The following is a 19,806-nucleotide window of genomic DNA, read 5'->3' as shown; positions in this document are numbered from 1 at the left end:
ATGACTGCTCCCCCCACGACTACCGCGGCAGCACCGGGCCCCGCGCCCTCGACCTGGGACCGCGTGAAGCGGTACTCCCCACCGTCTCGGTTTCTGCCGGTCATCGCCACGTTCGCGCTGTTCGTCGGTCTGTTCGGACTCGGCGAATTCCGCTACAGCGGCTTCGCCGATCCACAGGTGTTCCTGTCACTGCTGATCGACAACTCGTTCCTCATCGTCCTCGCGGTAGGGATGACCTTCGTCATCCTCACCGGCGGAATCGATCTCTCCGTCGGGTCCGTCGTCGCACTCTCGACGATGATCGCCGCGCGCACACTGCAATTGGGCTGGCCACCGCTGCTGGTCATGGCCGTGGTGTTGCTGTGCGGTGCCGTGCTCGGCACCGTCATGGGTGCCCTCATCCACTATCTGCAGATTCAGCCGTTCGTCGCCACACTCGCGGGGATGTTCCTCGCCCGGGGCCTGTGCTACATGATCGGTGTCGAGTCGATCCCGATCACCGACGACACGTTCTCCTCGATCGCATTCGCCGTCATCGAACTTCCCGGCGGCTACACCATCACCTGGAGCGTGGTGATCGCGCTGGCCACGGTGGCGATTGCTGCATACGTGTTGGCCTGCACTCGTTTCGGACGTTCGGTCTACGGCATCGGTGGCAACGAGGCGTCCGCGCTGCTGATGGGGCTCAAGGTGGCGGCCGTGAAAGTCGGCGTCTACACGATCAGCGGATTCTGCGCGGCGCTCGCCGGCCTACTGTTCTCCTTCTACGCACTGTCGGGCTACAGCCTCAACGCCGTCGGCATGGAGCTCGACGCCATCGCCGCGGTGGTGATCGGCGGAACGCTGCTCACCGGCGGGCGCGGGTACGTCCTCGGCTCGCTGGTGGGAGTCCTGATCCTCGGTGCCATACAGACTTTCATCGCCTTCGACGGAACCCTGAGCTCGTGGTGGACGCGAATCACGATCGGAGTGCTGCTCCTGGTGTTCGTTCTCGCCCAACGTCTGCTGACGGCGAGAAAGAGGTGACCAACACAGGGATCGACGGTAAGGCACCGGTCATGACCGACGTCGCCCGATTGGCCGGGGTATCCCATCAGACGGTCTCGCGGGTCATCAACGGTCAGAACAACTTACGCCCCGAAACCCGCGACCGGGTACAGAATGCCATCGACCAACTGGGCTATCGTCCCAATCGTGCCGCCAGGGCACTGGTCACCAAACGGTCCGCCTCGATCGGAATCATCGGCTCCAAAGGCGGGTTCTGGGGGCCGAGCACCACGCATCGCACCGTGCAGAGCGCGGCACGTGATGCCGGATTCTCCGTCAGCGCAGTCAGTCTCGCAACGCTGACACACGACGAACTCGTCGGCGCACTGCATCACCTGCACGACCAGGGCGTCGAGGGCATCGTGTTGATCGCCGCCACCGACGACGCTGTGGCAGCGGCTCGATCCGAGGAGTCCGTCGTTCCCGTCGTGGTCGTCGAAGGTGACCCCACCACCTCGACCTGGACCGTGGGCATCGATCAGGTCGGCGGCGCTCGATTGGCCACCCGACACCTGATCGAGGCAGGTCACGAACGCATCGTGCATCTGTCCGGACCGCAGGGATGGACCGAATCCCGCGGCCGTGAACAAGGGTGGCAGGATGCGCTCGACGAGGCCGGGCTGGCGTGGACACCGGTCCTGCGCGGCGACTGGTCCGCACGCAGCGGCTACGAGAACGGGCTCCGCCTCGCCGAGGACCACACCGTCACGGCCGCGTTCTGCGCCAACGACCAGATGGCCCTCGGCTTGCTGCGCGCCTTCCACGAGAGCGGCCGCCGTGTGCCCGAGGACTTCGCCGTCGTCGGATTCGACGACATCCCCGAGGCTGCTTTCCTGATCCCACCACTGACGACGGTCCGCCAGGACTTCACCGAAGTCGGCAGACGCGCGATCGACGTCCTGCGCGCGGCACTGGACAACACTGCCGCACCCGAGGCGCTCATCGATCCTGAACTCGTCGTTCGATCGTCCAGCACCACTGCACCCAAACCGACCACAACCGTTGCACCGCAACAAGGAGAATCGCATGTCCAATGACCGCTACACGGTAGGAGTGGACTACGGCACTCTCTCCGGCCGTGCCGTAGTCGTCCGTGTGTCCGATGGTGCCGAAATTGCATCTGCCGTACACGAATACAGCCACGCCGTACTCGAGGAGACCCTGCCCGGCAGTACCGTGCGACTTCCCGACGCGTGGGCTCTGCAGGTGCCGGACGACTATCGCGACGTCCTACGCCGCGCCGTCCCCGCTGCGATGGCCGCCGCGGGCATCGCGCCGGAGCAGGTGGTGGGCATCGGGACCGACTTCACCGCATGCACCATGGTGCCGACCTACGCGGACGGCACGCCGCTCAGCGAAGACCCGCGGTTCGTCGATCGCCCACACGCATACGTCAAACTGTGGAAACACCATGCGGCGCAGGGACAGGCCGACCGGATCAACGAACTGGCCGCCCGTCGCGGTGAGAGCTGGCTCCCCCGCTACGGCGGCTTGATCTCCTCGGAATGGGAATTCGCCAAGGCGCTGCAGATTCACGAGGAGGACGCCGAGATCTACGAGGCCATGGACCGGTGGGTCGAGGCGGCCGACTGGATCGTCTGGCAACTGTGCGGAAACTACGTGCGTAATGCCTGCACCGCGGGATACAAGGGCATCTATCAGGACGGCAAGTACCCTTCCGTCGATTTCCTCACCGAGCTCGCGCCCGGGTTCGGTGGGTTCGTAGCCGAGAAGCTCGACCAACCACTGGGCGAATTGGGCTCGCGTGCAGGCACGTTGACCGCCGAGGCCGCGGCATGGACGGGATTGCCCGAGGGCATAGCCGTCGCGGTCGGAAACGTGGATGCGCACGTCACGGCCCCGGCTGCGGGTGCCGTCGAATCGGGCCGCATGGTCGCCATCATGGGAACATCCACCTGCCACGTCATGAGTTCGACCGTGTTGAACGACGTTCCGGGTATGTGCGGCGTCGTCGACGGCGGCATCGTCGCGGGGTCGTACGGGTACGAGGCGGGCCAGAGCGGGGTCGGCGACATCTTCGGGTGGTTCACCCGCACCGGAGTTCCCGCGTCCTACAGTGAAGCGGCAACTGCCGCAGGCGAGTCCGTGCACGAATACCTGACGCGGCTCGCGTCGGCCCAAGAGGTGGGCGAGCACGGTCTGGTCGCGCTCGACTGGCACAGCGGCAATCGGTCGATCCTGGTCGATCACGAACTGTCCGGTCTGGTCATCGGATCGACGCTTGCGACGCGGCCCGAGGACACGTACCGCGCACTGCTCGAGGCCACGGCATTCGGCACCCGCGTCATCGTCGAGACGTTCCGCGACAGCGGCGTTCCCGTCGACGAATTCGTCGTGGCGGGAGGGCTGGCCCGCAACCCACTGCTGATGCAGATCTACGCCGACGTGCTACGAATGCCGTTGTCCGTCATCGCGTCCGCGCAGGGCCCCGCCTTGGGCTCCGCCATCCACGCGGCAGTGGCCGCAGGCTGCTACCCGGACGTGCCGGTGGCGTCGAAGTCGATGGGCAAGGTCCGCCGCGGTGCATTCGTTCCGGACGAGTCCCGCTCGGAGGCATACGACTCGCTGTACGAGATCTACCTGGAACTGCACGATCGCTTCGGTCGGGACGTACCGACGATGCGCCGGCTGCGATCACTGCGTCGCGCAGCCCTGACGAGGAAGCTGGAAGCGAAATGACAGTTGTCGACGATGTTCGCGAGGTCGTCGAGGAGATTCGCAAGGACGTGTGCGCACTGCATGCGGAACTGGTGCGCTACGGACTGGTCGTGTGGACGGCGGGCAACGTGTCCGCGCGCGTTCCCGGTCGAGACCTCATGGTCATCAAGCCGAGCGGCGTCTCCTACGACGACCTGACACCGGGCAACATGGTGGTGTGCGATCTGCACGGCCGAGTGGTCGAAGGAGACCACGCGCCGTCCTCGGACACCGAGGCGCAGGCATACGTCTATCGGCACCTCGACCATATCAACGGTGTGGTGCACACTCATTCGCCCTACGCGGTGGCGTGGGCCGCACGAGGAGAACCCATTCCGGTCGTGACCACGATGTGCGCCGACGAATTCGGCGGCGACATTCCGGTGGGTCCGTTCGCCGTGATCGGCGACGACTCGATCGGGCGCGGCATCGTCGACACCCTCGCAGACAGCCGCTCTCCGGCAGTACTCATGCAGAACCACGGCGTCTTCGCGGTTGGCTCGTCGGCCCGATCTGCGGTGAAAGCGGCGGTCATGTGCGAGGACGTGGCCCGATCGGTGCACCTGTCATATCAACTGGGACAACCGCTTCCCATCCCCCGCACGTCGGTCGACGCACTCTACGACCGCTACCAGAACGTCTACGGCCAGCGCTGATCAGCGCCACATTTTTCCACGGAAGGTACATTCTCCATGTCCGAAGTATGGTTTCTCACCGGCAGTCAAGGCCTCTACGGTCCCGAGACGCTCGAGCAGGTGGCAGTCCAATCACGGGAGATCGCAGACAAACTCGACGGCGCACTGCCGGTATCCGTCGTCTGGAAGCCGGTGCTGCTCGACGCGTCCGCGATCCTGCGGTGCATGCGGGAGGCCAACGCCGCCGAGGACTGCATCGGCGTCGTCACCTGGATGCACACTTTCTCGCCGGCCAAGATGTGGATCGCAGGCCTGGACGCGCTCGATGTTCCACTGCTGCACCTGCACACGCAGGCCGGAATGTCGTTGCCCTGGTCCACGATCGACATGGAGTTCATGAATCTGAACCAGGCTGCGCACGGTGATCGCGAGTTCGGGCACATCGAGTCCAGGGTCGGCGTACTGCGCACCACCATCGCGGGCCACGTCGACAATCCGTCGGTACGGACGCGGGCGGAACAGTGGGCGCGCGCGGCACTCGGCCGGGCCGAATTGCGTTCGCTGAAACTGGCCCGCTTCGGCGACAACATGCGCGACGTCGCAGTGACCGAAGGCGACAAGGTGGAGGCACAGCTGCGCTTCGGCGTCTCCGTGAACACTTACGGCGTCAATGATCTCGTGGACGTTGTCGACAGCGTCAGCGAGTCGGCCGTCTCGGAACTAGTCGACGAGTATCGGTCGCTCTACGACCTCTCACCGAGCCTCGACAAGGACGGGGATCGTCACGACTCCCTCCGCTACGGCGCACGCGTCGAAGCGGGAATGCGGCAGTTCCTCACCGACGGCGGGTTCAAGGCGTTCACCACCAATTTCGAGGACCTCGGCGGCCTGCGTCAGTTGCCAGGATTGGCGGTGCAGCGACTGATGGCCGACGGTTACGGCTTCGGCGGCGAGGGCGACTGGAAGACGTCGATGTTGTTGCGCGGCATGAAGGTCATGGCCGAGGGACTGGAGGGCGGTACGTCCTTCATGGAGGACTACACCTACCACCTCGTCCCCGGTGAGGAGAAGATCCTCGGTGCACACATGCTGGAGGTGTGCCCGTCCATCACGACGTCTCGTCCGACACTGGAAATTCATCCACTCTCGATCGGCGGCCGCGAGGATCCGGTGCGGCTGCGATTCACGGCCGATCCGGGGCATGGCGTCGTCGTCGGACTGTCCGACGTCGGTGAGCGATTCCGATTGACGGCCAACGTGATCGACGTGGTCGAGCCCGACGAGGCGCTGCCGAAACTACCCGTGGCATGCGCAGTGTGGGAACCGCAGCCCTCACTGTCGGTGTCGGCCGAATCGTGGTTGACCGCAGGCGCACCCCACCACACGGTGTTGAGTACCGCCATCGGTCTGCCTGTGCTGGAGGCATTCTCGGACATGATCGGTGTCGAGCTGCTCGCCATCGATTCCGGCACCACGACGCGTGGGTTCCAGCAGACTCTCCGATGGAACGCGGCGTACCACCGACTCGCAGCGAGGTTGTGAGCTGGTAGTGCCCGCCGTCTAACCGTGTCGAGCGCGGTATTCCTCTTCGGCCCCGGGGTGCAGAGGAATACCGCCCGTCATGACCAGTGAGCGTGCGTCGAGAAATTGGCTGCCGATCGCTTGCCCGGGGACCAGGGCCGACGATCGGTCGAGCAGAACGCTCACCAGTGCGGCGACAACTCGGTTCGGCACATCGGGGTGGGCCAACAGCAGATTCGGGATTCCGACGGTCGTCACCCCCGGGTGCGAGCCGTACACGTTCGCCGGAACCGGGACCGCCTCGTACGCGGTGCCGAACGCCCGACGCAGGTTCGGAACTAGACTGCCCAATTCGAGCAACCGGATCTCGCTACTCGGGTCGGCGAAAGCCGGGGTCGGCAATCCACCCGCCCACATCACCGCGTCGATCTCGTTGTCGGACAACGCGGTCGCTGCCGCCTTCATCGACAATTGAACTTCACGAACTGCATCCGGTCCCGAGACGCCGGCCGCGTCGAGGATCCGATGCGAGAGAACCGTCGCCCCCGATCCGGGCGCGCCGGTACTCACTCGTCGTCCCCGTAGATCGCTCGCTGCGAGGATGGTCGAATCGGCCCGCACAGCGACCTGAAAGTAGTTCTCGTAGACACATCCGACCGCGGCCAGGTCGGTACTCGGGTGGCTGTATGCGGCGTCGATCAGCGTCATCGCCAGTTCGGCACGACCGGACATCAAGGCGTCGAGGTTGTCGAGAGAACCGGATGTCGTGAGCGGCACTACCTCGACCTCCGACATTCCGGCAGCCGCGTCGGACAGCAGGCCGGAGAACTCCCAGAAGAAGCCGCCCACCTCGCCCGCCGCCAGGCGCAGTTGCATCGGCGGGTCCGTGGCACAGGCTCCTATGGCCACTGCGGTCAGCGACACGACACCGGCCCGCAGAGCTGTTCTTCGAGAGAACAACGCAGCGGGCCGGAGCATGTCACTCACTGTAAGTCGTCACAGGTCACGCGAAGGCCTTGCCCTGCTCCCTGTCGAGGACGGTCTCGGTCTTGTTCCGCAGCACGAAGATGTACACCAGGAGCGAAATACCGATGACGACGGTCACGTACAGAATGAACCACCCGACGTGCCCACCGTTCTTCGCGGCCTGGTAGATCAACGGAGCGGTACCACCGAACGCGGAGTTCGCCAGCGCGTAACCGAGGCCGACTCCCAAGGCGCGGATGTGTGAGGGGAACAATTCGGCTTTGACGATCGCGTTGATCGAGGTGTAGCCGGTGAGGATGACGTAGCCGACGCAGACCAGCGCCAGTGACTGCACCACCGACGTCGCCGACGGCAGATACGTGATGAGCACGTAGGTGTAGAGCACGCCACCGACGCCGAAGAAGACCAGCAGAGGCTTGCGTCCCACCTTGTCGCTGATCAAGCCGCCGATGGGCTGCAGCAACATCAGGAAGATCAGCCCGAACAGGTTGATCCAGGTCCCGGTCATTCCGCGGTCCTCGTACGCTGCCTTGATCATCGAGGGTGCGTTGACGCTGTAGGTGTAGAACGCGATGGTGCCACCGGCGGTCACCATGAAACAGATCAGCAGAGCGCGCCAATGCTTTCCGACCAATTCCTTGAGAGATCCGGACGCCTGATCGGCACCGCTACGAACTGCCTCGAGCTGATCCTTCGTCAGGGACTCGTCCATGCTGCGGCGCAGCCAGAAGACGACCACTGCGGCGACGCCACCGATGAAGAACGCTATGCGCCAACCGAAGTCCTCGATCTGCTCCCGCTCGAAGAAGACCTGCATGAGCAGCAGCGTGATCTGCGCCAGAACGTGGCCACCGATCAGCGTGACGTACTGGAACGAGGAGAAGAATCCGCGACGCTCACGAGTGGCGGCCTCGGACATGTATGTCGCCGACGCTCCGTACTCACCACCGGTGGCGAAGCCCTGCACCAGACGGCACAGAATCAGAATGACCGCGGCCCACACACCGATGCTCTCCCGGCCGGGGGTGAACGCGATGACCATCGAGCAGGCCGCCATCAGCGAGACACTGAATGTCAGTGCAGCTCGGCGACCGTTCCGGTCTGCGTAGCGTCCGAAGAACCACGAACCGACCGGACGCATCAGGAACGTGACCGCGAAGATCCCGTAAACGTAGATGGTCGAATTCTTGTCCGCCGAATCGAAGAACTGATTTTCGAAATACGTCGCGAAGACGGTGTAGACGTACACGTCGTACCACTCGACGAGGTTGCCCGACGACCCACGCAGTGTGTTGTAGACGGCGCGGCGGGTGGCTGCGGGAGACGAGACCGGCGGGTTCGCACGAGACGAACCAGCGGTCGAAGTGGCCTCGTTGGCCATGGGCAGGTCCTTCCACAGATAGCTTGCGGGTGGGTCGCCGAACGCGTGACGGCAACCGAAGTCCTTCTACTGTGACCCCCAGCACAGCGAGAACCAAGCTGTTTCGCGTTTCCTAACACTCCCTTAGGACAAGGACCCGCTCGAGCCGTGACGCGGGAGCAGCATTCGGACGATCAAACCGGACGGTCGATGAGCGTCGACCTCGAGGCGTCCTCCCACTCGTTCGATCAGGGCCGCGACTATTGCCAGGCCGAGCCCCGTTCCGGTCCCGTGAGCACTCGATGCCCGAAAGAACCGGTCCGCGATCATCGGCAATTCGGCAGCGGATACACCCGGGCCGGTGTCGGTGATCGACACCACGACGTGATCGTCGCCGGCTCGGCAGTCGATGTCGACATCCGCTCCCGAACCGGCGTACTTGGTCGCGTTGCTCAGGATCGCGTCGAGCATGCGCACCAGGTCTTCCTCCGGTACCGCAGCAGTGTGATCGGCTCCCGGGTCGGGATCCGCGACACGGACGGTCAACCCGGCCACTGTCAGTGCGTTCGACCAGAATCGGACTCTGTCGGTGAGCACGAACAGTACGTCGCACGCGGTCTCGCGATGCAGAACCGGCGTCTCGGCAGCAGCGAGAACCAGAAGATCCTCGACGACGGAGTCGAGCCGATCGACCTCCAGTGTCGTTCGCTGGTGCGCTTCGGCGACCGATTCGGGCACCCGCATTCCCAACACGTCCAGTCGAATTCGTAATGCCGCCAACGGGTTACGCAATGCATGGGCGGTGTCGGCCACCAGACGACGCTGCGCAGCGGTCGCGTTCTCCACATCGTCTGCCATCGCGTCGAACGCACGCGAGAGCGCTCGAACCTCGGGCGGACCGACGTGTGCGTCCGACTCGAGACGTGGCGAGTCGTCGAGAGGCCGGCGATCGTGAAAGGCGTCGCCGAACGATTGGACTCGCATCGACAACGACGTCAGTGGACGAACGACCCAGCGCGACAACGCAGCAGCGATCAGCGCCACCGTGGCCAAGATCAGCAGCGCACCGACAGCGATCACCGCCCACCCGATCGCCACATCCCGGCGGGCCGCGTCGGTGGAGGCTGCAATCACCACGGCACCGTCGACCTGCGTTCCCCCACCGATCGGTGCTGCCACCAGTACCGACGACGGCGACCACGGCGTCACACTCGACGGAAGGCCACCGCGTTGATTGCGCAGGGCACCGGCCACCGCCTGTTGAACGTCCGTGCGCGTCGTATCCAGACCCGATGCAGCACGGACCGCTCCGGTGCGGTCGACCACCACGATCCCCTCGCCGTACAGATCGTTGTAGCGCTGCACCGACTCTCGGATTCGAGAATCACCCGACTCGTCCTCCCGGGAGCTCAGTTCCGCGAAGTACGTTGCAGCGGCAGCTCGATTCTCACCGAATCGTTGGGCGCGTTCGCGCCCCAGCAACAATCCCAGCGGAACCGACAGCGCGAGAACGACGACGGCCGAGTAGACCATCAGCACCACGAGAACCCGGCGCCGCACGTCAGCCGTCCCAGCGGTAGCCGAAGCCGCGGATCGTGGCGATGGTCCCGGGTCGGCCGAGCTTGGCACGCAACGTCGTCATGTGCACGTCGAGCGATCGCGAGATCGCCACGTACGCATCGCCCCAGATCGCATCCATCAGCTGTTCGCGGCTCACCGCTTCACCACTTCGGGTCGCCAGGTGCGCAAGCAGGTCGAACTCTTTGGTGGTCAGCCCGATGTCTCGCCCGTCGACTTCGACACTGCGCCCGACGAGATCGACGACCACGTCGCCCAACTCGAGCCGATCCACCGCCGCATCACTCGTTGCGCTCCGACGCCGCGCCGCCACTTCCAGCCTCGCGTGCAACTCCCCCAATCGAGCGGGCTTGACGACGTAGTCGTCCGCGCCCGCGCGCAGAGCTCGGACCACCGACCGCTCGTCGTCCCGCGCGGTCAGCACCACCACGGGCACCGAACTCAAGGTCCGCAGCTTACGAAGCGCCTCGAGGCCGTCCATGTCGGGTAAGCCGAGATCGAGGAGAACGACACCCATGCCGTGGTACCCGAGCAGCAGGTCGGCACCGCGGCGCATCCGGACAGGGTCGTGCCCCACCTCGGTCAGCGCATCCACCAACGCGTCGCCGACGCCGTCGTCGTCCTCCACCACCGCTATTCGCATCGCCTCGAGATTAGGCCACGATCTGCCGCCTCGCCCCCGTGGAGCGACCATGACAATGCCGAGCGATGTAAACACTACAGGACCTCTAGTTAGGTTCGGCATTCCTTATATAGACTCCGTCGGTGCTCAGCGAGATGACGTACCTCGACCGCCCCGGTGTGCGCTTCGCGCGCGACCTCGGCCGCTTCGGTGACGAAGCTGCCCTGATCGCGGCACACGAGACGCTTACCTACCGTGACCTCGACGAACGTGTCGAGCGTCGGGTATCGGAACTCGGGACGACGCGTTGTCTCGTGCTGATCGCCGGTTCCAACGACGTCGACGTGATCGTCACGTATCTGGCGGCGCTGCGGGCCGGGCATCCGGTACTGCTGGCTCCGGGCGACAGTTCCGGCCACTTCGACGGCCTGATCGACGCCTACCGGCCCGATGTGGTGGTTCGCACCGTCGACGGCCACAGCGTCATCGAGAAGGATGACCGACAACCTGGGCATCACCTGCACCCCGACCTCGCGTTGCTGCTCAGCACGTCCGGCTCGACCGGTTCGCCCAAGCTCGTCCGACTCTCGCACCGAAACGTGCAGTCCAACGCCGAGTCGATCGCGGAGTATCTCGGCATCCGCGCCACCGACCGAGCGGTGACGACGCTGCCCATGCACTACTGCTACGGGTTATCGGTCGTGCACAGCCACCTTCTACGCGGTGCCGCCTTGATTCTGACCGATTCTTCCGTCACCGATCCCAACTTCTGGAACCTCGTGCGGACTCAGCGCGGAACAACGTTCGCCGGCGTGCCGTACACCTTCGATCTACTCGACCGGATGGGGTTCGAAGGGCTGGATCTGCCCGAGCTGCGCTACATCACGCAGGCCGGTGGCAAGATGCCGCCGGATCGCGTCCGGAAATATGCCGAGCTGGGTCGACGTCGGGGATGGGATCTGTTCGTCATGTACGGGCAGACCGAGGCAACCGCCCGAATGGCCTATCTGCCATCCGATCTCGCCGCCGCCCACCCGCACACAATCGGCCGTCCGATTCCCGGAGGTTCCTTCCGCCTGGAGACAGTCGACGACTCCCCGAGTGGGACAGGCGAACTCGTCTACTCCGGGCCGAATGTCATGCTCGGCTACGCAGAGGGTCCCGACGACCTTCGCCTCGGTGACACCCTCGCGGGCGAACTACACACCGGCGACCTCGCGCGGCTCACGGACGACGGGTTCTACGAGGTGGTGGGGCGACGAAGTCGATTCGCGAAGGTGTTCGGTCTGCGTATCGACCTGCAGCACGTCGAGTCCGCACTCGCACAGCACGGGCTGACGGCGTGCTGCACCGGTGGTGTCGACGAGCTGGTCGTCGTCGTGGAGGGCGGAAACGTCGACGAGGTCCGCCGCACGGCCGCTCGGACCAGCAGCCTCCCCGTTGCCGCGGTCCGAGTCTGCCTCGTCGACGAACTGCCGAGAACGCCCACCGGCAAACCCGATCTGCGAGCGGTCGCGGACATCGCGGACCGGCACGGGCTCGACCCGTCGTACGCCGTCTCGACCACCGCCGACGTGAAGGCGCTGTTCGCCGAGATCCTGCACTGCGCGCAGGTGGACGACGACAGTACGTTCGTGAGTTCGGGCGGCGACTCCCTGTCGTACGTCCGTATGTCCCTGCGACTCGAGGCCATGCTGGGCCATCTCCCCGAGAATTGGCACACCACACCGGTGCGAGAGTTGGATCGCGGCCCGCGCATGCGCCGCGGTTGGCGCCGAGTGGAGACGAACGTTCTGCTGCGCGCCCTGGCGATCGTTCTGATCGTAGGCTCACACATTCACCTGTTCGCGGTACTCGGCGGAGCGCACGTACTACTCGGAATTGCCGGCTACAACTTCGCCCGCTTTCACCTCGGCGCAGCCGACCGCAACGAGCGGTTGCGGCGTGTACTGAGGAGCGTCGCCCGAATAGCCGTTCCCAGCATGCTGTGGATCGGATCTGTCATCGCCCTCACCGGGGACTATCGAATCACCAGTGCATTTCTACTCAACGGAATCCTCGGCCCGGACGGGTGGTCTGCGGAATGGCGGTACTGGTTCGTCGAAGCGATCGTGTACATCGTTCTCGCCGTAGCTGCTCTGCTTTTCGTGCCGTTCGTCGATCGTCTCGAACGCTGTCACCCGTTCTGGTTCCCGATGGGACTCGTGGGCCTGGGACTCGTCGCCCGCTACGGCCTGATCGACATCGACGACAGCCCCAACCGCATTCTGACCGCGTCGGTGGTCTTCTGGTTGTTCGCCTTGGGTTGGGCTGCGGCGCAAGCGGACACTGTCCGGCAGCAGCTGTGGGTGACGGCGGCCATCGTTGGCACGGTGCCCGGATTCTTCTTCGGTGACACCCAACGAGAAGTCATCGTCACTGCCGGCCTGTGCATGTTGGTATGGCTGTCGTCGATTCCATTCCCCATGATGTTGAGCCGGGTGGCAGGAGTGTTGGCGAGCGCCTCGCTCTACATCTACCTGACCCACTTTCAGGTCTACCTGCCACTCCGCGACGACCACCCCGTGCTGGCATTCGTTCTGTCGATCATGGTCGGAATTCTGTACTGGCAGGCGGTCGACCTCGCACTCGCTCTGCACAGACGTGTCAGGAACCGCGCTCGACAGGCCAAGAGGAGCCCCACCGCGACATCGGCCGACTCGAGTCGCCGCTTTCGCACGCTCGGCGACCGCTGGCCAGGCTTCGAATCAGGGTGATTCGAACCGTCGCTGCACGGACTCGGACGGGTTAGCTTCGGTAACGATGCTCGAGCCGTGGTAGACGTCGGTCTGCCCAACAGTGAGGACAGTCGCACCGCATGGCGCTCAACAACGGAACTCTGATCCACCTGGTCGCACGAGAGGGAAAGCAGGACGAGGTCGCCGCGATCCTGGGCGAAGCACTCGGATCGGTGGCGCGGGATCCGCAGACCGCGACGTGGTACGCGTATCGAATCACCAACACCGAGTTCGGAATCTTCGGTTCGTCCGAAAGCAAGGTGCCCCTCGGCCAGGACGGCCATCGGGTGCTCACCCGACTGTCCGACGACCTGCTCGCGCACGCGCCGTCGGTGCAGTCGTTCGACGTGCTCGCCTCCAAGGTCTGATGTCGACCGACCTGCGATGAGCAGCAGGTTCACCCCAGTACTCCGACCCGCTGATCGAAAGAGCCGAACATGAACGCAGGGCCCGACACCGCACGCAAGCAGCTGGTACTGAGCGCTTTCGACATGGCGTGCGTGGTGCACCAGAACCCCGGCATGTGGACCGACGCCGATGACCAGACTCACCGCTACACCGACATCGAGTACTGGGTGGAATTGGCCCAGACGCTGGAAGCGGCGGGTTTCGACATCCTCTTCCTGGCCGACGTCCTGGGGTTCTACGACGTGTACGGCGGCAACCGAGACGCCGCACTGCGTACAGCTGCGCAGGCACCCGTAGCCGATCCGCTGTTGACGATCTCGGCCATGGCCGCGGCGACGAAGACGCTGAGTTACGGTGCGACGGTCTCGTCCACCTACGAACTGCCGTACAAGTTCGCCAAGACCATGACGACACTCGATCACCTCACCAAAGGCCGGGTGGCGTGGAACGTCGTGACGTCCTACCAGCAGAGCGCAGCAGTCAATCTCGGCCTGACGCAGCAGATCTCGCACGACGAGCGGTACGAGATCGCCGACGAGTTCATGGAGGTCTGCTACAAGCTGTGGGAGGGCTCGTGGGAAGAGGACGCGGTGGTGCGCGACCGCGCTCGTGGCGTCTACACCGAGCCGTCCAAGGTGCACGACATCGACCATGCCGGTAAGTACTTCACCGTTCCCGGTGCGCATCTGGGCGAACCGTCCCCGCAACGCACGCCGTTCCTGTTCCAGGCCGGGGCGTCGGCCCGGGGGCGCAAGTTCGCCGCCAAGCACGCCGAAGCGGTCTTCCTCGTCGGAGTCAACCCCCACGACGTTCGCCCCATCGTCGACCAGTACCGCATGTTGGCCGCCGAGCAGGGACGCGATCCGCGAAGCCTGAAGATCATCATGATGCTCACTCCCATCGTCGCCGCGACCGACGAGGCCGCGCACGAAAAGCTGCTGCAGGTTCAGAAGCACGCCCAGGTCGACGCCGCTCTGGCATTGTGGGGCGGATGGACCGGAGTCGATCTCTCGGGAGCCGACCCCGACAAGCCGTTGGACCAGTTCCGAGGCGACGGCATCCGTGCGTTCAGCGACATGCTCACTCGGGTCGACAGCGAATTGGTATGGACACCACGCAAACTGGCGGAGTGGCTGTGCGTGGGCGGCATGAGCGCGAGCATCGTGGGCTCACCGAAGACGATCGTCGATCACTTCGAGGAGTGGATCGAGATCGCCGATGTCGATGGCTTCAACATCGCTCGCGTCACCAACTTCGAAACGTTTCGCGACTTCGGAGAATTGATCACCCCCGAACTCCGTCGCCGTGGATTGATTCCCGACACCAACCGCACCGAACCCACCTCCCTGCGTGAACTGGTGCTGGGGCAGCCCCGTCTGCGCGACGACCATCCCGGCGCGGCCTTTCGGCCCGCCGCGACGACGGGTCCCCGTCCGGCCCCGCCGACGACCATTCGTGTCGCACCCCGCAATGTCGGACTCCTGGTCACCCTCACCGCCAAACCCGACACGGCAGACGCCCTGGAAAACTGGCTCACCGAGATGCACGCCCACGCACTCGACGAGCCGGGCACCACAACCTGGTATGCAATCAAGTTGAGCGAGAACACGTTCGCGATCTACGACACGTTCCCCGACGAGGACGGACGCCAGGACCACCTGCACGGCAGCATTGTGAAGTCCCTCCGCGAACGCCAGCAGGAGCTTCTGGCCGAGCCGCCGACCATCCGTCAGGTGGACCTGCTCGCAGTGAAATCCTTGTTGACGGTCTGATCGACGAACGTCAGCGGCTGGATTCTCCCGGCTGCTACCAGAAATGACTGGACGTGGCTGACATGATCGAAGACATGATCATCACCCCGTCCGTCGAGCAGTTCCGTCGATTGGCACAGTCGTCTCCGTGGCGTTGGAGAACTGTCGAGCTCGCATTCGTGCGCGCCGGTCACACAGCTCCGGTGCACGCATGGATTCGACGCCCGGGATACCTTCGCGTGGAGAACGCCGCTGGTGAAGTCGTCGAAGTATCCTCCGTGACAATCCCATTCGACGAGAGGGCAGCTGTGTACTCGAACGGAGCCGATGCCGACCGTCCCAGTGCACTGTGGGCATCGGATACGACACCGGTGTTCGACGCCGATGGGTTGGTGTCGGCGTTACCATCGGAAACGGATTCGTGGTTCGTGGACTGGGACGATCCGTTCTACGAGAACTACCAGTGGATCGCGATGCTCAACCCGATCGAACTCACTCGTTCACCGCACGACCATTCGTCCGCCGCGACAGGCACCGACGTATCCGAGGTCGAGGTAGTCGAGCACGGCGGGCGGCAAGCGTGGGAGGCCATCGTCTGCACCACTCCGGAGTACGACGCCCGATGCGAATGCTGCGCATTACTGAGCGGGTACTACGACTTCGATACCGGGCACTGGGTTCCCGGGCCGCCGGTATCCGTGAGACTCGACGTACAGACCGGAATCTGTGTCTACGTCGGTCCGACCACGGACGGTCCGACCGATGACTGCGACATCGACGTGACGATCCTCGCCGTCGACGAAGCTATGGACGACAGCATGTTCGTGCGGGGTGGCCGAACATAATTCGGTACCGCCCCAGCGCGCTCGTATGCCAGCCTGAAGCGATGGAATGGCAGGCTTTCGAATGCGTCGAGGAGTGGCGTCTTCCGTTCGTCCCGGACTCCGGTCACGGCGCACCCACTCGGATCGTCGACGCGTGCGGTGCCGTGGGGCGTGATCTGTACTGCCGCAAGCACGGCAGCGAACAGCACATCGAGCGGTCGGAATGGACGATCGCACTGATGGAGACCGGGCACTGCCATGTCGGGCTCGAACCCGTCCTGCATCACCGGACGCCCGCCCTCGAGCAGTTCCGGGGCTTCTCGTTCGGCGCGTTGCATATCGATCAAACGCTCGCCGAGGCCACGGTCGTCGTTGCCGACTCGGTGCAGGGCGAACTCGCAGGCTATTACCCGTTCATCCAGTGGCCGATCCAGGAGAAGCGACTGCTCCTGCCGGTGGTGCGCGACGGAACGGCCGTGTGGCGGGACCCGCGGACCGACCTGACTGTTGCCGAGATCGGGCTGCTGACCGACTGACCACGAGATCCGCAACGCACCAGAGTCATTCGGTAGAGCTGGTACGCGAAACAGGCGGTATGGTCGCGACCAATCGATCGATCACCGAACGGACGACCTCCGGAGCCGGGGCGTGCGTCAGCAATCCCTCCACGACGAACGTCCCGATGCGCAGCATCGCATCGGCCTCGGATCCGTAAAGGCCTGCCTTCTCGATATCGGAAGCGAACAACGATTCCGCGAAGTGGTGGAAACCGTTGTGCCAGTGCTCGATTGCTGCCGACTTGGTAACTCGGTCGTGCACCGTCGATACCAGAGGGCCCACCCTCTGCAGTTGCTCCACGAGCCAGACCAAACGGTCGGCCAGGGATCGATCCGCGACGGTCGCATAATCGGCCGCGTCCTCGGCCGCGATGGCGGTCAGCACTGCGACCAGGATGTCGTCCTTGTCGTCGAAGTACCAGTACACGGTGTTCGGGCTGATCCCGACAGCTTTCGCCAGACGGCTGATCGATGCGCGCTCGAATCCGTCGGACACGAACATCTCACGGGCGGCCGCGACGATGTCGTCGCGCTTGCTCTCCCTGTCGTGCAGTCCGCGATTCCTGGGCATGTGCTCAGTTTATCTTGAATGCCATTCAAGACACTGCTACCGTTCTTGATGACCGTTCAAGAGAAGGAGAACTGGCAGATGTCGAACACCGGACGTACAGCCCTGATCACCGGCGCATCCGCAGGCATCGGCACGGCCTTCGCCCGTCACCTCGCCGCCGAGGGACACAACCTCGTTCTGGTAGCCCGTCGCGAGGATCGGTTGACTGCACTGGCAGACGAGCTCACCACGCGCCACAGCGTGCGGTGCGACGTGGTGGCAGCCGACCTGGCCGATCGCGACGCTCCCCGCGCGATCATGGAGCGCACGCGAGCCCTGGGTGTCGACATCGACATACTCGTCAACAATGCTGGAATGTCCGGGAATTCGAAGTTCGCCGACGCTCCATTCGAGTCGCTGGCCGCGGAGATCCAGGTGATGATCACGGCGGTGACCGAACTTGCTCACCTCACTGTCCCTGGCATGAAAGAGCGGGGATACGGGCGCATCGTCAACCTCTCGTCGCTGGCGGCCCTACTTCCCCCCGCAGCCAGTCTGCTGTACACCGGCATCAAGTCCTACGTACTCGACATGTCGCAGTCACTCGACATGGAGCTGCGTCCCCACGGCATTCACGTCACCGCGCTCTGCCCGGGCTTCACCCACAGCGAGTTCCACGACGTCATGGGGACCAGGGAAGCTGCGGTTTCGAAACTTCCGGCGATGCTGTGGCAGAACCCCGAGGACGTCGTTCGCGAAGGATGGCGCGCGGTCGAGAACGGCACACCGGTGTGCGTGCCCGGACTGGTCAACAAAGTGACTGCTGTTGCGGCCAAGCCGATTCCAACTCGTATCGGGTACTACCTCGGCAGGACACTCAATCCCTTCAAGTAACGAGTTTCGATCCATACAGTCTTTGCTGAACAGAGGAACAATCGCATGATCACCGACGACCACACCGGTTTCACCCGTACCGAGACGTCATTCCACTCGAACGGAGTTCGTTGCGCTGCTACGGTTTTCCGGCCGAGCAGCCCGGCCTCCGACCGTCTGCCGGTGATTGTCATGGCCCACGGGTTCGGCAGTCCCCGAGCCATGCGCCTGTACGCCTACGCGGAGCGTTTCGTCGCGGCCGGTTACGTGGTGTGCGTCTTCGACTACCGGTTCTTCGGGGACAGCGAGGGCGAACCGCGCCAGCTGTTGGACGTGAACGAACAGCTCACCGACTGGCGAAACGCAGTCGACTTCGCTCGCTCATTGGACGGAGTCGACGACAATCGGGTCGTCGGCTGGGGGACGTCGTTCGCCGGTGGCCACGTACTGACGTTGGCGGGCAACGGGGTTCGATTCGCGGCCGTCATCGCCCAGGTACCCCACATCGACGGCATTGCTGCCGTTCGCGCAACCGGATTGCGACAGGCTGTGCGGCTGGCACCGGCCGCCATGTCCGACGCTGTGCGCGCTGCCCTCGGCCGATCGCCGCGCTACGTCGACAGCGTCGGACTACCCGGCCAACGAGCCGTGATGGTCTCGCCCGACGCGATGAAGGGGCGTGACCGTCTCGTCCTCGAGTCCGGACTGTCCGACGGCGACTACCCCGAAACCGTCGCTGCACGAATCCTTCTGAAGATCTGGCGCTACTCCCCCGGGAGAACGATGTCACGTATCGACTGCCCCACTTTGGTGCAGATTGCGTCCGAAGACACAGTGACCCCGGCATCCGTCGCACAACGCGCCGCGGCGAAAGTTCGCGGTGCGACGGTTCGAACCTACGAAGGCGGTCATTTCGACCCGTACGTGGAGCCGCTGTTCTCCTCGGTGATCGGAGATCAGCTGACCTTCCTCGCCGATACTGTGCCCGTGCAACTCCGGGCTGTCCCCTCCGCCTGACCGCACGTTCGGTGCACCCCACAGTTCTCGGATTGGATCACCATGCCCGACGGCGCGAGCAGCTCCGAACTCTGGCTGTTGCGAACATATTTCGGTGAGGACGACGACGCAATCTGGACGTCCTTGACGGAGTCGGCGCGCAGCACACGATCTTCCGTCCCGGGTGCCGAGCTGGTCGTGTCGTCGGACCGAACACAGTGCCAGCAGCGCATTCGACGGGTCGTCGCACGACTGGCGACGCGCGCCGAGGCGAACGACGGACTGTATGTCGCGCTTGCCGACAAGCAGACGTTCGCGCGCCCGGATCGAACGCTGCTCACCATCGACTGTTCGGCGGTTCCGCGCAACGCCGAACGCATACCCTCGACTCGGATGGCTCCGGACAGTGCCTTCCGGTTGGGCATCGACGGGCATGCACCGAAGCTCGAACCGGCCCGGTTGCCGAAACCGAAACAGGCGCCTACGTTTCACCACTCCGAGCCACTCGCCGCCGACCTCGCCGACCGTGTCGGGGAGGCAGTCCGAGCCAGTCTGCGCTGGCGATCGGACATGACACGAGACGGTTTCGGTGGGTAGACATC

The 19,806-nt window shown here is 64.4% G+C and carries 17 protein-coding genes and 1 pseudogene; 13 read left to right on the top strand and 5 right to left on the bottom strand.

Annotation, left to right across the window (positions count from 1 at the left end; all coding sequences use genetic code 11):
* From yjfF to araA, 5 genes are read left to right on the top strand one after another with little or no spacing between them, the layout of a single operon-like run.
* Positions 1 to 1,026 (top strand): galactofuranose ABC transporter, permease protein YjfF, encoded by a 1,026-nt coding sequence (gene yjfF / locus K414_RS0111955; RefSeq protein ID WP_080731055.1) that lies wholly within the window; start codon positions 1 to 3, stop codon positions 1,024 to 1,026.
* Entirely contained in the window at positions 1,023 to 2,084 is a 1,062-nt protein-coding gene (locus K414_RS26750) for a LacI family DNA-binding transcriptional regulator (RefSeq protein ID WP_237606170.1), read from the top strand. The genes yjfF and K414_RS26750 overlap by 4 nt, the downstream gene beginning before the upstream one ends.
* Positions 2,074 to 3,747, top strand: a complete 1,674-nt coding sequence (gene araB, locus K414_RS0111945; RefSeq protein ID WP_027496162.1) for a ribulokinase — start codon at positions 2,074 to 2,076, stop codon at positions 3,745 to 3,747. Before K414_RS26750 ends, araB begins: the two co-directional genes overlap by 11 nt.
* The gene (locus tag K414_RS0111940) at positions 3,744 to 4,421 is read left to right on the top strand and encodes an L-ribulose-5-phosphate 4-epimerase (protein ID WP_027496161.1); all 678 of its coding nucleotides are present in this window, start codon (positions 3,744 to 3,746) and stop codon (positions 4,419 to 4,421) included. The genes araB and K414_RS0111940 overlap by 4 nt, the downstream gene beginning before the upstream one ends.
* Positions 4,422 to 4,457: 36 nt before the next feature.
* Complete coding sequence (araA, locus tag K414_RS0111935) at positions 4,458 to 5,942, top strand: L-arabinose isomerase (protein ID WP_027496160.1); 1,485 nt, start codon at positions 4,458 to 4,460, stop codon at positions 5,940 to 5,942.
* An 18-nt stretch (positions 5,943 to 5,960) separates the two neighbouring features.
* Here araA and K414_RS0111930 read toward each other — a convergent pair whose 3' ends face one another.
* From K414_RS0111930 to K414_RS0111915, 4 genes are all read right to left on the bottom strand, one after another.
* Positions 5,961 to 6,899: a TAXI family TRAP transporter solute-binding subunit gene (locus K414_RS0111930; RefSeq protein ID WP_027496159.1), complete on the bottom strand. Its 939-nt coding sequence runs from the start codon at positions 6,897 to 6,899 to the stop codon at positions 5,961 to 5,963.
* 25 nt (positions 6,900 to 6,924) lie between these two features.
* Positions 6,925 to 8,289, bottom strand: coding sequence for an MFS transporter (locus tag K414_RS0111925; RefSeq protein ID WP_027496158.1), 1,365 nt, complete (start codon positions 8,287 to 8,289; stop codon positions 6,925 to 6,927).
* A gap of 123 nt (positions 8,290 to 8,412) precedes the next feature.
* Complete coding sequence (locus K414_RS0111920) at positions 8,413 to 9,828, bottom strand: HAMP domain-containing sensor histidine kinase (protein WP_027496157.1); 1,416 nt, start codon at positions 9,826 to 9,828, stop codon at positions 8,413 to 8,415.
* A gap of 1 nt (position 9,829) precedes the next feature.
* Positions 9,830 to 10,489 (bottom strand): response regulator transcription factor, encoded by a 660-nt coding sequence (locus tag K414_RS0111915; RefSeq protein WP_027496156.1) that lies wholly within the window; start codon positions 10,487 to 10,489, stop codon positions 9,830 to 9,832.
* A 134-nt stretch (positions 10,490 to 10,623) separates the two neighbouring features.
* Here K414_RS0111915 and K414_RS26745 point away from each other — a divergent pair, with 134 nt between their 5' ends.
* From K414_RS26745 to K414_RS26735, 5 genes and pseudogenes are all read left to right on the top strand, one after another.
* Positions 10,624 to 13,224, top strand: a complete 2,601-nt coding sequence (locus K414_RS26745; protein WP_081701697.1) for an AMP-binding protein — start codon at positions 10,624 to 10,626, stop codon at positions 13,222 to 13,224.
* A 101-nt stretch (positions 13,225 to 13,325) separates the two neighbouring features.
* Complete coding sequence (locus K414_RS26740; protein WP_032408129.1) at positions 13,326 to 13,613, top strand: hypothetical protein; 288 nt, start codon at positions 13,326 to 13,328, stop codon at positions 13,611 to 13,613.
* 69 nt (positions 13,614 to 13,682) lie between these two features.
* Positions 13,683 to 15,080: pseudogene (locus K414_RS0111900) on the top strand (LLM class flavin-dependent oxidoreductase); the annotation flags it as partial.
* Between the two features lie 407 nt (positions 15,081 to 15,487).
* Positions 15,488 to 16,249 carry a hypothetical protein gene (locus K414_RS0111895; protein ID WP_237606486.1) on the top strand — a complete coding sequence of 254 codons (762 nt, stop codon included), beginning with the start codon at positions 15,488 to 15,490 and terminating at the stop codon, positions 16,247 to 16,249.
* Positions 16,250 to 16,290: 41 nt separating this feature from the next.
* Positions 16,291 to 16,764 (top strand): hypothetical protein, encoded by a 474-nt coding sequence (locus K414_RS26735; RefSeq protein ID WP_032408131.1) that lies wholly within the window; start codon positions 16,291 to 16,293, stop codon positions 16,762 to 16,764.
* Positions 16,765 to 16,789: 25 nt separating this feature from the next.
* Here K414_RS26735 and K414_RS0111885 read toward each other — a convergent pair whose 3' ends face one another.
* Positions 16,790 to 17,356 carry a TetR/AcrR family transcriptional regulator gene (locus K414_RS0111885; RefSeq protein WP_027496153.1) on the bottom strand — a complete coding sequence of 189 codons (567 nt, stop codon included), beginning with the start codon at positions 17,354 to 17,356 and terminating at the stop codon, positions 16,790 to 16,792.
* Positions 17,357 to 17,434: 78 nt separating this feature from the next.
* On the opposite strand from K414_RS0111885, the gene K414_RS0111880 reads away from it, so the two are divergent.
* The 3 genes from K414_RS0111880 to K414_RS0111870 are packed head-to-tail and all read left to right on the top strand — an operon-like array spanning position 17,435 to position 19,801.
* Positions 17,435 to 18,229 carry an SDR family oxidoreductase gene (locus K414_RS0111880; protein WP_027496152.1) on the top strand — a complete coding sequence of 265 codons (795 nt, stop codon included), beginning with the start codon at positions 17,435 to 17,437 and terminating at the stop codon, positions 18,227 to 18,229.
* Between the two features lie 45 nt (positions 18,230 to 18,274).
* On the top strand, positions 18,275 to 19,225 hold the full coding sequence (locus tag K414_RS0111875) for an alpha/beta fold hydrolase (protein WP_027496151.1): 951 nt from the start codon (positions 18,275 to 18,277) through the stop codon (positions 19,223 to 19,225).
* Positions 19,226 to 19,267: 42 nt separating this feature from the next.
* Positions 19,268 to 19,801: a hypothetical protein gene (locus K414_RS0111870; RefSeq protein ID WP_027496150.1), complete on the top strand. Its 534-nt coding sequence runs from the start codon at positions 19,268 to 19,270 to the stop codon at positions 19,799 to 19,801.
* Positions 19,802 to 19,806 lie beyond the last annotated feature (5 nt).

The organism is Rhodococcus sp. JG-3 (genome assembly GCF_000482405.1).
In the GTDB taxonomy this organism is placed as follows: domain Bacteria; phylum Actinomycetota; class Actinomycetes; order Mycobacteriales; family Mycobacteriaceae; genus Rhodococcoides; species Rhodococcoides fascians.
The sequence above is the reverse complement of the archived record's forward strand: the minus strand, read 5'-3'. Positions and strand labels throughout refer to the sequence as shown.

Excerpts from the sequence above, each read along its gene's own strand:
- yjfF (WP_080731055.1), top strand. The coding sequence starts at position 1 with ATGACTGCTCCCCCCACGACTACCGCGGCAGCACCGGGCCCCGCGCCC.
- araB (WP_027496162.1), top strand. The coding sequence starts at position 2,074 with ATGTCCAATGACCGCTACACGGTAGGAGTGGACTACGGCACTCTCTCC.
- K414_RS0111940 (WP_027496161.1), top strand. The coding sequence starts at position 3,744 with ATGACAGTTGTCGACGATGTTCGCGAGGTCGTCGAGGAGATTCGCAAG.
- araA (WP_027496160.1), top strand. The coding sequence starts at position 4,458 with ATGTCCGAAGTATGGTTTCTCACCGGCAGTCAAGGCCTCTACGGTCCC.
- K414_RS0111930 (WP_027496159.1), bottom strand. The coding sequence starts at position 6,899 with ATGCTCCGGCCCGCTGCGTTGTTCTCTCGAAGAACAGCTCTGCGGGCC.
- K414_RS0111925 (WP_027496158.1), bottom strand. The coding sequence starts at position 8,289 with ATGGCCAACGAGGCCACTTCGACCGCTGGTTCGTCTCGTGCGAACCCG.
- K414_RS0111915 (WP_027496156.1), bottom strand. The coding sequence starts at position 10,489 with ATGCGAATAGCGGTGGTGGAGGACGACGACGGCGTCGGCGACGCGTTG.
- K414_RS26745 (WP_081701697.1), top strand. The coding sequence starts at position 10,624 with ATGACGTACCTCGACCGCCCCGGTGTGCGCTTCGCGCGCGACCTCGGC.
- K414_RS26740 (WP_032408129.1), top strand. The coding sequence starts at position 13,326 with ATGGCGCTCAACAACGGAACTCTGATCCACCTGGTCGCACGAGAGGGA.
- K414_RS0111895 (WP_237606486.1), top strand. The coding sequence starts at position 15,488 with ATGATCGAAGACATGATCATCACCCCGTCCGTCGAGCAGTTCCGTCGA.
- K414_RS26735 (WP_032408131.1), top strand. The coding sequence starts at position 16,291 with ATGGAATGGCAGGCTTTCGAATGCGTCGAGGAGTGGCGTCTTCCGTTC.
- K414_RS0111885 (WP_027496153.1), bottom strand. The coding sequence starts at position 17,356 with ATGCCCAGGAATCGCGGACTGCACGACAGGGAGAGCAAGCGCGACGAC.
- K414_RS0111880 (WP_027496152.1), top strand. The coding sequence starts at position 17,435 with ATGTCGAACACCGGACGTACAGCCCTGATCACCGGCGCATCCGCAGGC.
- K414_RS0111875 (WP_027496151.1), top strand. The coding sequence starts at position 18,275 with ATGATCACCGACGACCACACCGGTTTCACCCGTACCGAGACGTCATTC.
- K414_RS0111870 (WP_027496150.1), top strand. The coding sequence starts at position 19,268 with ATGCCCGACGGCGCGAGCAGCTCCGAACTCTGGCTGTTGCGAACATAT.